Raw genomic sequence first — 14,961 nt, forward strand, 5'->3', positions numbered from 1 at the left:
CAGCACCGTTTTCCGCGTACAACAATGCGCACCACGCCGGCACGATGCGCCGGCAGACCGCGCGAAGCCAGTCGGAGGCGCTCGATGGCAACAGTCGCACAGGTTCTGAATTCGAAACCCGACCAGACGGTCTTTACGGTTGCCGCCACGGCGTCGGTCTTCGATGCCATCAAGATGATGGCCGACCGGCATATCGGCGCGGTGATCGTCACCGAGGGCGACGAGATCGTCGGCATCATGACCGAGCGCGACTATGCGCGCAAAGTCGTCCTGATGGACCGCGCGTCGAAGCAGACGCCGGTGCGCGACATCATGACGTCGCAGGTGCGCTACGTGCGCCCCGACCAGACCACCGACGACTGCATGGCGCTCATGACCGAAAAGCGCATGCGCCATCTGCCGGTGATCGACGGCGGCAAGCTGATCGGCATGATTTCCATCGGCGACCTGGTGAAAAACATCATGGCCGAGCAGCAGTACACCATCCAGCAACTCGAGTACTACATTCGCGGCGAACACACGTAAGCCGCCGCATCCGGACTGTAAGCCATTCGTTATAATCGGCAAGCCGCCGCGCGCTCTTGCATCAAACGCGCGGCGGCTTGCCGTGTCCATCGCGCACGGGAATCGCAACGAAACCTCGCGGAGCGCTGCCGATGACCCCCACCGCTGTAGCCCCTGCCTCTGTCGAAACCGTTCACACGCTCGCCGCCGACGCGCCGTTCTTCATCGTGATGAACGCGGGTTCCGGCCGCAAGCTCGTCGACGAAACGCGCGCCGTGCTGGAACGCGAACTCGGCGCGGCGGGGCGTCGTTTCGAACTGCGCGTGGTCGAGGATCCGCGCCGGCTGCAAGCCATCGCGCGTGAAACGGCGAGCGTGGCGCGCGCGCAGGACGGCGTGCTCGTCGGCGCGGGCGGCGACGGCACGCTCTGCACCGTCGCGCACGCGGCGCTGGACGCCGGATGCCCGTTCGCCGTGCTGCCGCGCGGCACCTTCAACTACTTCAGCCGCGATCACGGCATTCCCGCCGACCTCGAATCCTCCACGAAACTGCTGCTCGGCGCGCGCGTCTATCCGACGCAGACAGGCTTCGCCAACGGGCGGATGTTTCTCGTCAACGCGAGCCTCGGTCTGTATCCGCGCCTGCTCGAAGACCGCGAAACCTACAAGCGGCAATTCGGCCGCAGCCGGCTGGTGGCGCTATGGTCGGCGCTGTATACGATGCTCAAGCCGCACCGGCATTTGCGCCTGCATCTCGAACATGAAGGCCGCACGACCGAGTTGCGCTCATCGACGCTCTTCGTCGGCAACAACCGGCTGCAAATGGAGCAGATCGGCATGCCCGACGCCGCGCGTGCGCTGGAACAGGGTTTGCTCGTTGCGCTTGCGCCGCGGCCGGTCGGACGGCTGATGCATCTGTGGCTGTCGCTGCACGGCGCGGCGGGGCGTCTCGCCGATTCGGATCACGTGACGAGCATGACCTTCGAGCGGATCGTGGTCACGCATCCGTCGAAGAAACGCAAGCTCGTCAAGATCGCCACCGATGGCGAGATCACGCGGCTGCAACTGCCGCTCGAATTCCGCGTGTCCGACCGGCCGCTGCTGCTGCTCAAACCCGAGCCCGAGGTGGCGGAAGCGAACCGTTCATGACCTTGCTGGTGCAGATTTCCGATCCTCATTTCGGCACCGAACGGCCTGCTGTGGTCGCGGCGCTGCTGCATCTGATCGAGACATTGCCGCCCGATCTCGTGGTCCTGTCGGGCGACATCACGCAGCGCGCACGTCGCAGCCAGTTTGCGGCCGCGCGAGCGTTCGTCGATGCGCTGGGCGCCACGCCCACGCTGGTCGTGCCGGGCAATCACGACATTCCGTTGTTCAATCCGCTCGCGCGGCTCTGCTATCCCTACGCCAACCATCAGCGCGCGTTCGGCGCGGACCTCGAACCGAGTTTCGAATCGGCGGCGCTGCTGGTGCTCGGCGTCAACACGACGCGTCCCTGGCGGCACAAGGACGGCGAAGTGTCGATGGCGCAGATCCGGCGCGTCTCGGCACGGCTGGAAGCGGCGCAGGCCGAACAGCCGGCGCAGTTGCGCGTGGTGGTCACGCATCAGCCAGTGGCCGTGACGCGCTCGCAGGACGAAAAGAACCTGCTGCACGGGCGCGAGCGCGCCGTGATGCGCTGGGCGCGCGCGGGCGCGGACCTGATTCTCGGCGGCCATATCCATCTGCCCTATGTGCTGCCGCTGCACGATACCTTCGCCGGCTTGCCGCGGCGCATGTGGGCGGTGCAGGCGGGCACGGCGCTGTCGAGCCGCACGCGCGGCACCATCGACAATTCGGTGAACCTAATCCGTCACGATGCCGCCGCACGCGGTGAGCGCCGGACCACGGTGGAACGCTGGGACTATTCGGAAACGCACGGCGCGTTCGAGATGATCGCGCGGCACGATCTGGCGCTGGACGGCGTGCTGCCGCCGGCCGCGGTCACGCAGCCCGGATGACCAGTTCCGCAAAGCCGGTGGCGGCATCGGGTTCGCGGGTGTAACGCTCGCCGGGCAGGTTCGCGACGACAAGCTCAACGGTGGTGCGCACGATGCAGCCCGGCGCGACGTGGCCGCCAAGTACGCGGCCGTCGGCATCGGACACGCTCATGTGCAGGTGCGGACCTTGCGACGAGAGCGAACCGGCCAGCGTCAGGATTTCGAGATCGCCCTGCAACCCGGCGATGTCGTCGCGCCCCGCATAGCGGATCCGAGCGACGCTCAGGCTGCCGATGCCCTGCAGCACGAACGCCGCTGAAAGTCCGCGCGACTGGAAGGCGTGATCGAGCGCGGCGCGCAGGTCGCTGCCGGGCGGGAGGCGGAGAGTCAATGCATGCATGACGGGAAGAGTGAAGCCGGACCGCATTCAAGGTAACACGCTCGCGGATCGCGATGGCATGATGGCGCGACCCGTTCCGGGCATTCATCGATGGAGGCGCCGTGAGTTTCGAACTGACGATGCTGGCATGGACACTCGTGCTCGCGCTGGTGCAAGTCTTGCTCCCTGCATTCGTACGCAGCCGCGAAGTGGGGCTGCGCTACAACGCCGGCCCGCGCGATGCTCCTGCACGGCCGCCCGGCAGGCTCTCCGGGCGCCTGCTGCGGGCCCAGACGAACCTTTTCGAAACCCTGCCGATCTTCGCCATCGCGGTCTTGATCGTGCATGTGACCGGACGCGAGAACGTCCTGACGCACTACGGCGCGCTGGCGTATTTCGTCGCGCGCCTGGTGTACGTGCCGCTGTACGTGGCGGGCGTGCCTTTCGTGCGCTCGCTCGTATGGCTGGTGTCCATCGTGGGGATCGTGCAGATTCTTGTGCCGATCGTCTAGCCGCTGTCCGGCCGCCGCGTTCTGGCAGCCCGCGTGTTCAAGCAATGGAGTACCGAGCCATGACCGACCAACCCGCCACTCTCGAAATCGACACCGCGCCGGATCCTCGCTTCGCCGTGATCCTGATGCACGGCCTCGGCGCCGATGCCAACGACTTCGTGCCGCTCGTGCCCGAGTTGCGCCTCGCTGATGCGCCCGCCATCCGCTTCGTGTTTCCGAACGCGCCGGAGATCGCCGTCACCGCGAACAACGGCTACGTGATGCGCGCGTGGTACGACATCCTGTCCTTCGAAGGCGTCAACCGGCGCGTGGACGAGTCGGGGATCGAGGCATCGGTGGCGCGTGTGCGCGAGCTGATCGCCGAACAGGACGCACGCGGCATTCCCACCGAACGCATCTTCCTGGCGGGCTTCTCGCAGGGCGGCGCGATGACGTATCACGCCGGCCTCACGCACCCGGATCGGCTCGCGGGGCTGATCGTGCTGTCGGGCTACATTCCGTCGGAAGGGCTGATCGGCGAAGCCTTGAGCGAGGCGAACCGCACGCTGCCGATTTTCGCCGCGCACGGCACCCTCGATGACGTGCTCAAGCCGAGCCTCGGCGAACAGGCGTGCGAGTTTGCGCGCGAGCAGGGCTGCGACGTCGAATGGCATGCCTATCCGATGCCGCATTCGGTCTGCATGGAGGAAGTGGAGGCGCTACGCCAGTGGCTTGGCGCGCGTCTGGTTTCTTAAGGTCGCGGCGAAGAGCTTCAGCACCGCGTCCGCGTTCACGCCGATGCAGGCGTCGCAGGCTGGGCGCGTGTCCCACTCGGGCGCGGGCGCGTGCATCGAAGCGGGCTTCTGCACCGTGAGCCCGGCGGCGATGCCTTCCGCCAGCACGCGCACCGGACCGCGCCGCGTCACATAGTTTTCGCGTGCCACGACGAAAGCCGCCGCCGAGTAATCGTGCGCGTAGATGCCGCCCACGACGCCTTCCTGCGCATGAAAGCGTTCGTAGAAGCGCGACACGTCCCACACGAAACGGCCCGCGTCGCCGGCGCTGTCGCGCAATCCGGCCAGGAAGGCGGTGGTCATCACGGTTTCGTGCGTGACATCGAGTCCGACGATCGACACCTTCCAGGGCGCGCCGAACACGATGTCGGCGGCATCGGGATCGCCGTGCATGTTTGCCTCGGCGGCCGGCGTCACGTTGCCGAGCGCACCATGGATGCCGAACGCGCCGCCCATCACGACGACCTCGCGCACGAGCATCGCGATGTCGGGATCCAGTTGCAGCGCCAGGGCGAGATTGGTCAGCGGCCCGACCGCGAGCAGCGTGATCTCGCCGGGATGCGCCCGCACCGTCTCGATAATGAAGCGATGCGCCTCGCGCCCGTCTTCTCGCCCGGAAACGTGATCCCGCTCGATCTCCCCAAGCCCGTCCTTGCCATGAATATGCGGAATGGGCGAAGGCGCGGGCCGCCGCAACGGCGCCGCCGCGCCGCGCACGACCGGCACGCCCGGCGCGAAGCGTTGCGCGAGATAGAGCGCGTTGGCGGTGGTCGTGTCGATATCCGCGTTGCCGAACACGCTCGTGATGCCCACCAGTTCGATGCCCGGATGCAGCGCCTGAAACACGAGCGCGAGGGCGTCGTCGATGCCGGGATCGGTGTCGTAGATGACCTTGTGCAGCGTCATGCCGCGTCCGCCGTCTCGTGCTGCGGCAGCAGCGCAAGCATGCCGCGCCGTAGCTCAGCCGGGCTGACCGGCTTGCTCAGCACGTCCTGGTCGCACGCGAGCGGCACGATGCAGGCCGCCGGCTCGCCCGTCACGACGAGCACGGGGCACGGCCGGCCGAGCTTCACGGCCCCGAGCATCGCCACCTGGCGGGCGGTGCGGGCATCGCGCAGACGGAAGTCGGTGATGATGAGATCGGGAAAGCGCTCGATGTCGCTCAGGATCTCCTCGTATTCCTCGAAGGTCGCGGCCGAATCGAACAGCACGCCCCACTGGGTCAGCAGCGCTTCCGTGGAGGCGCGCACGAGCCCGTCGTCTTCCACGAACAGCACGTAGCGGCCCTTCAACTGCGCGGCATCGGCTGCTTCCGAGCGCGCCGGCGCGCGCGCCGACGGCTGATCCTGCGTCGGCCCGCACAGCGGCATTTCAAGCGAGAAGCGCGACCCGCGTCCCTCGGTGGACTTGAGCTCGATGCGATGCTGGTCGAGCATCGACATGACCGCGTTGACGATCGACAGCCCGAGTCCCAGCCCCTTGTCGCGATCCTGCTCGGGATTGTCGACCTGGAAGAAGGGCTGGAAAATCGCGTCGAAATAATCGGCGGGAATGCCGATGCCGTTGTCCAGCACGTCGATGCGCGCCCGCGTGGCCGAGCGCACCACGCCGACGATCACGGTTGGCCGGGTCGACTTGCTGGTATCCGCATACTTGATGCCGTTCGAGACCAGATTGGCCACGGCGCGCCCGAGCCAGTGCGCATCGCTGCGCACGCAGACGACTTCTTCTTTCGGCAGCCGCAGCCGCAAGTCGACGCCCCGGCTCGTCGCGAACGGCCGCAACTGCTCGGCGGCTTCCTCGACGATCTGCCGCACGTCGAACACGTGATAGCGCGGCACGACCCGCCCCGATTCGAGCCGTGACAGATCCAGCACCGCATTCAGCAGGCGCGCGAGGATCACGGAGGAACGGCCGCAATCGTTGATAAGCCGCTCGGCCTGGTCGAACTCGCCGTTGCGGATCGCCTCGGCGGCGGCCTGCAGGAACAGGTTGAGGGCGTGCATCGGCTGCCGCAGGTCGTGGGTCGCGGCAGCGAGGAAGTTGGACTTGTCGCGGCTCGCAGTCTGCGCCGCGATCATCTGCTGTTCGCGCAGCGCGAGCAGCGCGTTGGTCTTGTTCTCCTGGTCCTTCTTCGAAATCTCCAACTCGCGGTTCTTGCGCCCGAGCGAGCCATTGGCGGCGCGCAGTTCGTCGTTCAGCGAGGCCAGCGCGCGCTCGGAGCTGTAGCGTTCGCGCGAGACGCGCTCGGCGTGCGTGCAGACGCCGTGTCCGACGATCAGCACGTTGAACATATAGAACAGGCCGGCGAAGAAGTCCTCGGTGTTGAGCAGATGGAACGTGATCTGGCACAGCACGACCGAGCCCATCGTGATGGCGCCGGCCGTCAGCGCGACGCGCGAGCGCAGATAGAAGAAGCTGAACTGGAAGAACAGCGCCAGATAGAGGCCGATGAAATACTGCGTGTAGTTATAGGGCGCGGGGGTGATCGCGACCATCGTCAGGATCAGGCACAGCAGTCCGTAGATGCCGGTGAGGATGACGCGCTGCGCGTTCGCATGCGAGCGGAACGACGGCCGGAGCACCAGCGCGCCGACGAAGATCAGCAGCGCGACGCCTGCGAAGCGCAGCGCGAGGATGTCGGCGAGGCGCACGTTGAGCGCCTTGTTGCCGCGCACGAAGCTGAAGTCCCACCAGAGGAAGCACGTCCAGATGACGAGTGCGAGCAGCGCGGACGCGCGCCGGAACGCGCAGAAGCGCTGACTGTGATCCTCGAGGAATTGGGCCTCGAGAGCGGGATCGGAGAACGGCGCCGGAATCGCGAGATTGCGCACCAGGCTCGCGACGGCTTCACGGGCGGCCGCGGACAGCACTCCTGGGGGACGCACGCCGGCGGCGCGTTGCGGTACGGCCATCTTCATGCTCGCTGTGGAACGGGGGACTCTACTTTAGGACAATGCAGTCATACCAATACGCCTTTTTTTAGGCGACAACCGTTATATCCGGCAAATATTGCGGTTTTGTGGGTCTTTTCAGGCGGGGTAACGGGGGATGAGGCAGGAACCGGCCGGGTCGAACAGCGAGCGCCGCGAAGGCCGCGCCCGCCGTGTCGAAGGATAGCCACAGGAAATGCCCCCCGCGCGATGAAGAGGGCGGATCGTTCGATGACCGCTCAGGACTTCGGTTTTGCCTTGGTGGTGCGCTTGGTGACCTGCATCTCTTTCGCGCCTGCGGCCTTGGCGGGCGATGCCTTGGTGCCGGCCGTTTTCTTGCGGCTCGACATTTCGGTTTCGGCGGGTTGCTGAGCTGAAGCCTTGCGTGGGGATGGCATGATGACCTCCTTCAGAACGTGTCCGGATCGACACACTGATAACCATAGGCGGCGCTCCACCGCTATTCAAGACATCGCGCGGCTGGAAACGCTTCTGATGACGAAGTATCTCGGTTTTGGTTGCAGCGGAAGCGTTGAGCCGAGTCACTGTGCGAAGCCGCTGAGCGAGGCAGAAGAGCGAAGCCGCTGAGCGAAGCCACTCACCGAATCAGCTTGAGCCCTGCTGGCAGCGTCTCGCCGAACACGCGGCCTTCATCCGCGCGATCCAGTTCCACCGTCTCGCGGACCATCGCGATCCACGATTGCGCCGCGCCCATCGCTTCCAGACGCTGGATCACGGCGGCGCGAGTCTCGTCGGCGAGATCGCGCGAGCGGTCGCCGGTCATCCGGGCGATCTGCACAGCGGCGAACGCGGCGGGATCCACCTTCTTCCAGTCGAGCGCGAGCAGGGCGTCGAGCCAGCGTGCCGCTACATCGGGCGGCACCACGCCGTGCGCGCTGCCGTAGAAGGGCTGGCGCGCGCCGATCCGTCCCAGCGCCCACCAGCCCTGGATGTTCTCCGAAGGCTTCTTGAGCCGCGTCAGCAACCACTCGCCGACCTCGATCTTGCGCTCTACCGGCACGCGTTCGAGCGACGCCGCGAGCCGCACCATGTCCTCGTAGCCCGCGCGCGCCGCGCCCGCCGCGCGGCGATAGCGGCTCGTGCCGGGCGGCTGGAGCACGAAGGCCATGTCGTCCAGCAGGCGCAACTGGGCCGTTTCGGACAGTCCTCCGGCCGCACGCCGCCATAGCGTCCACCACTCCGACCAGATCTGGCTTTCGTTGCTGTACTGGATGCCCTGGTCGAACAGCGTCCAGAGCTGCTCGACGCGCCAGTCGTCGAGCGGGTGACCGAATCCCGGCCGCATGCAGAAGCCCGTCAGATTGAGCCACAGGCGTTCGTGATCGGCGCTGCGCCGACGCCTCTTCGCGCGTTCGAACAACGCGCCGAAGAGCTCGCGCAACAGAACGATGTCCCAGGTATCGCGCGTGCCGAGCGTCTGTTCGAGCTGTGCGCGCAAGCGTTTTACTTCCTTCGGACCGACGTCCTGCGAACGCGCGCCAAAGGTGCGGTCGATCAGTTCGACGGCCTTCGGCAGCGCCGGATGCGCGACCGCGCCCGCTGGCTCGGCCGGCGCTGCTTCATGGCGCAACTGGAATTCGAGCAGCCAGCGCTTCGAAGGGTCGTCGACGGCGATGCAATGCATCGCAAGCGTGCCCACTTCGGTCAGCGAAGTCGTCAGCTGCACGGCGGTTTCGCGGGGGCGGGCCGGGTCGCCGGCGTGCGCATCGATGACGGTGGCGATCGGCGGCAGCCGCACGAAGTCGGCCGATGCGCCGAGGTCCGCGAGTTCGCCCGCCTGCCAGGCCGTCTCCGCCACCGACGACGCCAGGTGGAACCGCACCGGCGCGCCGAGCGTCAGCGCGAAGGTGCGATCGGCGAGATGCACCGGTTGGTCTTCCTCGGTGCCGCGCGGCAGCACGCACACGCCGCGCGTGCTGTCGGACTGGTCCTCAAGCAACAGGAAGAAGCTGCGCGCCGAGCCGCCCCCGATCTTCGGCGCATGACCCGCGCGCGCCAGCGCATAGGCGACCGCGCCGCGCGCGACGGCCACATCGGGATCGGCGTTTTCGAGCACGTTGACGGCCGCACCGCGCCAGCCCGACAGCGTCTGGGCGATGCGCCGCGACAGCGGCCCGGCGCGGAACACGCCGCCGTTCAGCAGCAGCGTGTCGGGAATGGCAAGGGTGTCGGCGGGCAGGTCGAGCGCCTTGCGTGCCTCGCCCGCATGTTGGCCGAGAAAGGCCGCGACATGCCGCGTGATGGCCGGATCGCTCGCATAGGGCAAGCCGAATTCCACCAGACCGCCGCGCGTGCGAGCTGGCCGCTCATTGGCGGACACCTGCGGAAAGAAACCATCCACGATGATCTGCCCGATCTCGTCGCGCGTGATCTCGACGGAGCGCGCACCGCCGATGAGCTTCGAGCCCGCGCCCAGCAGCGTGACCGCGACGGACGCGGGCGCGTCCTTGCCGAGCAGTTGTTCCTTGGCCGCCCGGCAGCGCTCGACCAGTTCGGCCATGCGCGTCGCCGAGAGCCGCGCGGTATCGCCCGTCAGCCGCCTCTCGACGAGATGCGCGAGCGCCAGGTCCATGTTGTCGCCGCCGAGCATCAGATGGTTGCCCACGCCGATGCGCGTCAACACCGGCTCGCCGTCCTGCATCGCGACCTGGATCAGCGTGAGGTCGGTCGTGCCGCCGCCCACGTCGACGATCAACACAAGGCGCGTCTCTGCAAGCTCACGGCCAAGCGTTGCGCGATGATGGAACAGCCAGTCGTAGAACGCCGCCTGCGGTTCCTCCAGCAAGCGCAGCGAGGTCAGCCCCGCCATGCGCGCTGCTTCGAGCGTGAGGGCGCGCGCGCCTTCGTCGAATGACGCGGGCACGGTCAGCACCACGTTCTGGGCGTCGAGCGGCGCGTCCGGAAAGCGCTCGTTCCACGCGGCGTGCACGTGCGCCAGATAGCTCGCGCTGGCGATCACCGGCGAGATCTTCTCGACGTCGTCGCCCGCGCCCCACGGCAGAATGGCCGCGAGACGATCCACGGCGCCGTGCGACAACCAGCTCTTCGCGCTCGACACGAGCCGTCCGGGCGCCTGCGCGCCGAGCTTGCGGGCGAACTGGCCGATGACCGCCGCCGTTTCCATTTCGCCCCACGGCAGGTACAGGTCTTCGCTGCGGAGTTCGCCGGGCGCGTAGTGATAGCGCAGCGATGGCAGCAGGGGCAGCGCCGCGACCTCGCCCGGAGCGACGAGCTGGTCGATGCCGAACACGCGCACCTCTTCCGAGCCGGCCGCCGCATAGGCGACGACCGTATTGCTCGTGCCGAGATCGATGCCGACGCTGAAACGGGACACTTACAGTCCCATGCCCTGATCGACGCCTGCATTCGGACCGCCGCGCACGTCGAACTCCACCTTCCAGCGTTCCGACGAACCGCGCGGAATCGCTTCGAGTTCGAGCGTGCCCGCTTCGGTCACGCGAGCGTGCAGCTTGACCGGCACGACTTCGCCGGGCGTGCGGCCTTCCGACGGCAGCGAGGCCTCGATCTCTTCGAGTTCCTGGAGTTCGTCGGGCTGCCAGAAATCAAGCAGCGTGCCGACCTGATCCTGGCGCCGCACCGACGAGCCGAAGAAGCGGAAATGCACTGGCTCGCCGACGACCAGACCGAACTCCTGCGCGGGCAACGCGGCGTCGGTGCCTTCCTCCATGCCGAACGGCGCGACGCACAGCGCCTGCACCGGCGGTTCGAGGCCGGGCACGGCGGGCATCGCCGATTCGATCGCCACGTAATACGCGCGTGCCGTGCCGCCGCGAATCCGCACGCCGCTGCCATGGCGCACATAACCGTAGTAGGCCGCGCCGCGCGCGACCGCCAGATCGAGGTCCGCGCCTTCCAGCAGGCGTGCGGCGGGCGCGCTTTCGGCGGCGAGCCACTGATTGAGCGTGGCCATCACGCGATCCACCAGCAGCGGCGACTTGAACACGCCGCCGTTGAACAGGACGACGGTCGGATGGAGCATCGTCGCGCCCTGCGGCGCCTCGCGCCGGAGTCCTTCGACTTCGGCAAGCGCATTCACCTGACGGCCGAGGAAGGCGGCGAGATGACGCGTGACGGCGGCGTCCTGCGCGTAGGGCAGGCCGAGTTGCGTCAGGCCGACGCGCGCGCGCGACACGGGCCGCGCCGCGGCATCGACTTGCGGGAAGAAGCCTTCGAGCAGGATCTGCGTCAGTTCGGCGCGCGTGAGTTCGGTGCGCAGCGAACCGCCGATCAGCTTCGAGCCGCGGCTCGGCACGACGAGCGGCACGGCGTCGGCGGCGGGATCGGAGAGCAGGGTTTCCTTGGCCGAACGGCACGCGTAGGTGAGCGCGCGCAACTGCCACGGGTCGGGCTGCGAGCCTTGCGCCGCCAGTTTCCGGGCGACGGTATGCGCCAGCGCAAGGTCCATGTTGTCGCCGCCGAGCAGGATGTGCTCGCCGACCGCGACGCGATGCAGTTCCAGATTGCCTTCACGCTCGACCACGGCGATCAGCGAGAGATCGGTCGTCCCGCCGCCGACATCGACCACGAGGATCACGTCGCCTACTTTCACCTGCTTGCGCCAGCCGCCCGCCGACTTCTGGATCCAGCTATAGAGCGCGGCCTGCGGCTCTTCGAGCAGCGTCATGCGCGTGTAACCGGCGGCCGCCGCGGCTTCGGCGGTAAGTTCGCGTGCGGCGGGATCGAAGGACGCGGGAATCGTCACGGTGACGTCCTGCTGGTCGAACGGCGCGTCCGGATGCTGATGGTTCCACGCTTCCCGCAGGTGCGTCAGATAGCGCACCGAGCTTTCCAGCGGCGACACGCGCTCGACTTCCTCGGGTGCATCGGCGGGCAGGATGGCCGCGCGGCGATCGACGCCCGGATGGCACAGCCAGCTCTTCGCGCTGGAGACGAGGCGGATCGGCGTGCCCGCGCCCCGGCTGCGCGCCAGTTCGCCGACGATGAAGCGGCGTTCCTGCGTCCACGGCAGCGTCATGTCGCCGGGCGCGAGTTCGTTTTCGTGCGGCAGATAGAGAAAGGAGGGCAGCAGTTCGCGTTCTTCGGCGGCGCCGGGTGCGGTCAGCTGCGCGACCGGCAGCACGCCTTGCGCGGTCTTTTCGCCGTCGCTGGCGCTCATGTCGACGTAGGAAAGCGCGCAGTGCGTCGTGCCGAGATCGACGCCGATCGAATAGCGGGCGCGGGTTTCGTTCATATCGCTCACAGTTCCACCTCCGCCGGCGCGACGATGCTCGCATCGTGGGACGGCGCGAGCTTCGGCAGGCGCGTGTCCTCGACCTTCCAGCCGCGATGGCTGATGCTGCCGCTGAACGGCGCGCGGCCCACGACATTGCCGGTCAGGCGCACGGCCGCCGCGTCGAAGCCTTCCTGCAGCGTGATGCGGCTGCCTTCGGCTTCGCTGCGCACGGGGTTGATCGTGAAGTGCTCGCGCAACACCGCGCGGCAGCCGTCGTGCACGAGACGGGCGGCAGCGCCGATATCGGCGTCGCTGTACTTGGCGATGTCTTCCTCGACGAAATCGACGAAGCGCGCGTCGCGTTGCAGCAGCGCCAGCAACTGGAGCGCGGCGACCGGGCTGGCTTCCTTCAGTGCGGACGGCGCGGGCTGCACGGGCGCGGCGGCGGGCTTCGGCGGCTGCGGGGCGGCGGGGGCGGATGCAGCAGGCGCTGCTTCGGGCGCATGCGGCGCGTCGCGCAGACGCTGCACGCGGCCGGCGAAGGCGGCGTTGCCCAAGACGCCGAAGAAGGCGCCGAAGGCAATGCCGATCCTGCCGAAAAAGCCTGGGTTCATGTCGGTCATGTGATGCTCCTGTAGGCCGCGCGAGGACGACTCCGATCCTCGGGCGGCGCGGGTGGCCGGTGTTGGGTGCCGTTGGGCGAAAGGTGCCGGAATGCCCGCAGGTTCGTATTCCGTGCGCCTGCGCGAGCAGACGGCATGCCTTCGCTGCGGAGACGACGGGACGAAGCAAGGGACAACGCGGGAAACCTGGCAAACGCGCGCGTGGCGCGTTCACCGAATTCCGCTATTTTCCATGATGTCGCGCTCCGGCTGGAAAAACGCCCTGGAACGCGCAGGCGCGCGCGACGGCCCGGGCTGCAACGGCGGGCCTCATTCTCGCGATTTGCGCGGCCAAGTCAAGGCGCGGCGGCGCTTTCCGACTGTCGGCAAGGTCAGAGCTTGTAGCCGATCTGGCGCAGCAGATTCTTGCGCCATTGCACGTCTTGCTCCGCTTCCACGCCGAGCGGCGGCAGGCCGTCCACCACGCCGACGATGCCGCGCCCCTGATCCGTCTGCGCGACCAGCACCTGGGTGGGATTGGCGCTCGCGCAGAAAATGCGGCAGACCTCGGGCACCGCCTTGACGGCATTGAGCACGTTCACCGGAAAGAAACCGTCGCCGAGCATGATGATGAAGCTGTGACCCGCGCCGAGGGTCAACGCATTGCGCGCGGCCAGATCGACGAGGTTCTCGTCCGTGCCCGACGTGCGCACGAGCCGTTTGCCCGATGCCTCGCAGAACGCGAGTCCGAAACGGATGCCGGGCACCGCGCCGACCAGCGCCTCGTGCAGATCCTCTACGGTCTTGATGAAATGCGACTGGCCGAGGATGAAATTCGTGTTCTCGGGCTTGTCGATGCCGATCGCGAGCAGTTCCATGGCGGGTCTCCCGTGCGCGCAGGAACTTCCATGGTAGGCGCTCCGGCGCCGCTCACGCGCGGATTTCGAAGCCCGCGAGATACGCTGCGCTGTCGCCGCCGTCCCACACGCGGCCGTCGCAGAAGGTGGCGGCGCGCCGCTCGCCCGGTATCGCGATGCCGGCCGCCTGCGCCGCCTCGCGATACAGCGCGGTCTGGTTGACGGCGGCCGCGAGGGCGGCGTCGTCGGGCGCGCTGTCCAGCATGCCCCAGCGCCGGTACTGCGTGATGAACCACTGGCCATCCGAGATGCGCGGATAGTTGACCGCGCCGCCATCGAAGAAACGTACTGGCAGCGCGTGCGCGTCGCCGCCATGGGCCACCGAGAGACGCGCCTCGATCAAGCCGCGCGGCGCATCCAGCAGTTGCGCCGAGGCCAGCGCCTCCGCGATTTCGGTGCGGTGCGCGGGCGCATCGAGCCAGGCGCAGGCGTCGAGCATCGTGCGCACCAGCGCGCGCGCCGTGTTCGGATACAGCGCGGCGAAATCGCGCCGGCACGCCAGCACCTTTTCCGGATGGTCCGGCCAGATCTCGCTCGTATAGGCGACCGTGCGGCCCGCGCCGTGCGCCTCGGCCACCGCATGCCACGGCTCGCCCGCGCAGAAGCCGTCGAGCTCGCCGGCCGCGAGCGCGTCAGCCATGCGCGGCGGCGGAATCACCACGCTGCGCACGTCGCGCAGCGGATGCAGGCCGTGCGCCGCGAGCCAGTAGTACAGCCACATCGCGTGCGTGCCGGTCGGAAAGGTCTGCGCGATGACAGGCTGACGGCCAAGCGCCTGTAGCGCTTGCTTGATGCTTGCGCCGTCTTCGATTGCATCGGCGAGCGCGCGCGACAGCGTGATGGCCTGGCCGTTACGGTTGAGCACCATCAGCACGGCCATGTCGGCCTGCGGTCCGCCGATGCCCAACTGCACGCCGTATACGAGGCCATAGAGCGCGTGGGCGGCATCGAGTTCGCCGGAGAGCAGCTTGTCGCGCACGGCGGCCCACGATGGCTGGCGGCACAGTTCGAGCGTGATGCCGTGGCGCGCGCCGAGTTCGCGCAACGCGGCGACGGCGAGCGGCGCGGCATCGGACAGTGCGACGAAGCCGAGCCGCAGATGCGTGCGTTCGGGCGTGGAGAGCGTGGTGTCGGGCGGATTCATGGCG

Annotated in this window: 14 protein-coding genes; 5 read left to right on the forward strand and 9 right to left on the reverse strand. The window is 67.8% G+C overall.

Annotation, left to right across the window (positions count from 1 at the left end; genetic code table 11):
* Positions 1-84: 84 nt before the first annotated feature.
* The 3 genes from QCE63_RS28375 to QCE63_RS28385 all read left to right on the forward strand — a co-directional run bounded on the left by QCE63_RS28375 (position 85) and on the right by QCE63_RS28385 (position 2,503).
* Positions 85-525: a CBS domain-containing protein gene (locus tag QCE63_RS28375; RefSeq protein ID WP_309837828.1), complete on the forward strand. Its 441-nt coding sequence runs from the start codon at positions 85-87 to the stop codon at positions 523-525.
* A gap of 131 nt (positions 526-656) precedes the next feature.
* Positions 657-1,652 (forward strand): diacylglycerol kinase family protein, encoded by a 996-nt coding sequence (locus tag QCE63_RS28380; protein WP_309837829.1) that lies wholly within the window; start codon positions 657-659, stop codon positions 1,650-1,652.
* Positions 1,649-2,503, forward strand: a complete 855-nt coding sequence (locus QCE63_RS28385; protein WP_309837830.1) for a metallophosphoesterase family protein — start codon at positions 1,649-1,651, stop codon at positions 2,501-2,503. The genes QCE63_RS28380 and QCE63_RS28385 overlap by 4 nt, the downstream gene beginning before the upstream one ends.
* On the opposite strand, the gene QCE63_RS28390 is transcribed toward QCE63_RS28385, so the two are convergent.
* Entirely contained in the window at positions 2,487-2,882 is a 396-nt protein-coding gene (locus QCE63_RS28390; protein ID WP_309837832.1) for a DNA-binding protein, read from the reverse strand. The two genes, QCE63_RS28385 and QCE63_RS28390, sit on opposite strands and share 17 nt — an antisense overlap.
* A gap of 101 nt (positions 2,883-2,983) precedes the next feature.
* Between QCE63_RS28390 and QCE63_RS28395 the strand changes: the two genes are divergently transcribed.
* Positions 2,984-3,373: an MAPEG family protein gene (locus QCE63_RS28395; RefSeq protein ID WP_309837833.1), complete on the forward strand. Its 390-nt coding sequence runs from the start codon at positions 2,984-2,986 to the stop codon at positions 3,371-3,373.
* A gap of 59 nt (positions 3,374-3,432) precedes the next feature.
* The gene (locus QCE63_RS28400; protein ID WP_309837835.1) at positions 3,433-4,107 is read left to right on the forward strand and encodes an alpha/beta hydrolase; all 675 of its coding nucleotides are present in this window, start codon (positions 3,433-3,435) and stop codon (positions 4,105-4,107) included.
* Here the strand turns inward: QCE63_RS28400 and QCE63_RS28405 are convergent.
* The 8 genes from QCE63_RS28405 to QCE63_RS28440 all read right to left on the reverse strand — a co-directional run bounded on the left by QCE63_RS28405 (position 4,072) and on the right by QCE63_RS28440 (position 14,957).
* Positions 4,072-5,052 (reverse strand): nucleoside hydrolase, encoded by a 981-nt coding sequence (locus QCE63_RS28405; protein WP_309837836.1) that lies wholly within the window; start codon positions 5,050-5,052, stop codon positions 4,072-4,074. The genes QCE63_RS28400 and QCE63_RS28405 overlap by 36 nt on opposite strands.
* Complete coding sequence (locus tag QCE63_RS28410) at positions 5,049-7,061, reverse strand: ATP-binding protein (RefSeq protein WP_309837838.1); 2,013 nt, start codon at positions 7,059-7,061, stop codon at positions 5,049-5,051. The genes QCE63_RS28405 and QCE63_RS28410 overlap by 4 nt, the downstream gene beginning before the upstream one ends.
* Positions 7,062-7,318: 257 nt before the next feature.
* Entirely contained in the window at positions 7,319-7,477 is a 159-nt protein-coding gene (locus QCE63_RS28415; RefSeq protein WP_309819798.1) for a hypothetical protein, read from the reverse strand.
* A gap of 200 nt (positions 7,478-7,677) precedes the next feature.
* Positions 7,678-10,434 carry an Hsp70 family protein gene (locus QCE63_RS28420; protein WP_309837841.1) on the reverse strand — a complete coding sequence of 919 codons (2,757 nt, stop codon included), beginning with the start codon at positions 10,432-10,434 and terminating at the stop codon, positions 7,678-7,680.
* The gene (locus QCE63_RS28425) at positions 10,435-12,312 is read right to left on the reverse strand and encodes an Hsp70 family protein (protein WP_309839293.1); all 1,878 of its coding nucleotides are present in this window, start codon (positions 12,310-12,312) and stop codon (positions 10,435-10,437) included. It lies immediately after the preceding gene.
* Between the two features lie 5 nt (positions 12,313-12,317).
* Complete coding sequence (locus QCE63_RS28430; protein WP_309837843.1) at positions 12,318-12,917, reverse strand: DUF2760 domain-containing protein; 600 nt, start codon at positions 12,915-12,917, stop codon at positions 12,318-12,320.
* Positions 12,918-13,288: 371 nt separating this feature from the next.
* On the reverse strand, positions 13,289-13,774 hold the full coding sequence (locus tag QCE63_RS28435; protein WP_309837845.1) for an adenosine-specific kinase: 486 nt from the start codon (positions 13,772-13,774) through the stop codon (positions 13,289-13,291).
* Between the two features lie 52 nt (positions 13,775-13,826).
* Positions 13,827-14,957 carry a CmpA/NrtA family ABC transporter substrate-binding protein gene (locus QCE63_RS28440; protein WP_309837847.1) on the reverse strand — a complete coding sequence of 377 codons (1,131 nt, stop codon included), beginning with the start codon at positions 14,955-14,957 and terminating at the stop codon, positions 13,827-13,829.
* Positions 14,958-14,961 lie beyond the last annotated feature (4 nt).

It is taken from the genome of Caballeronia sp. LZ065 (genome assembly GCF_031450975.1).
Taxonomy (GTDB): Bacteria; Pseudomonadota; Gammaproteobacteria; order Burkholderiales; family Burkholderiaceae; genus Caballeronia.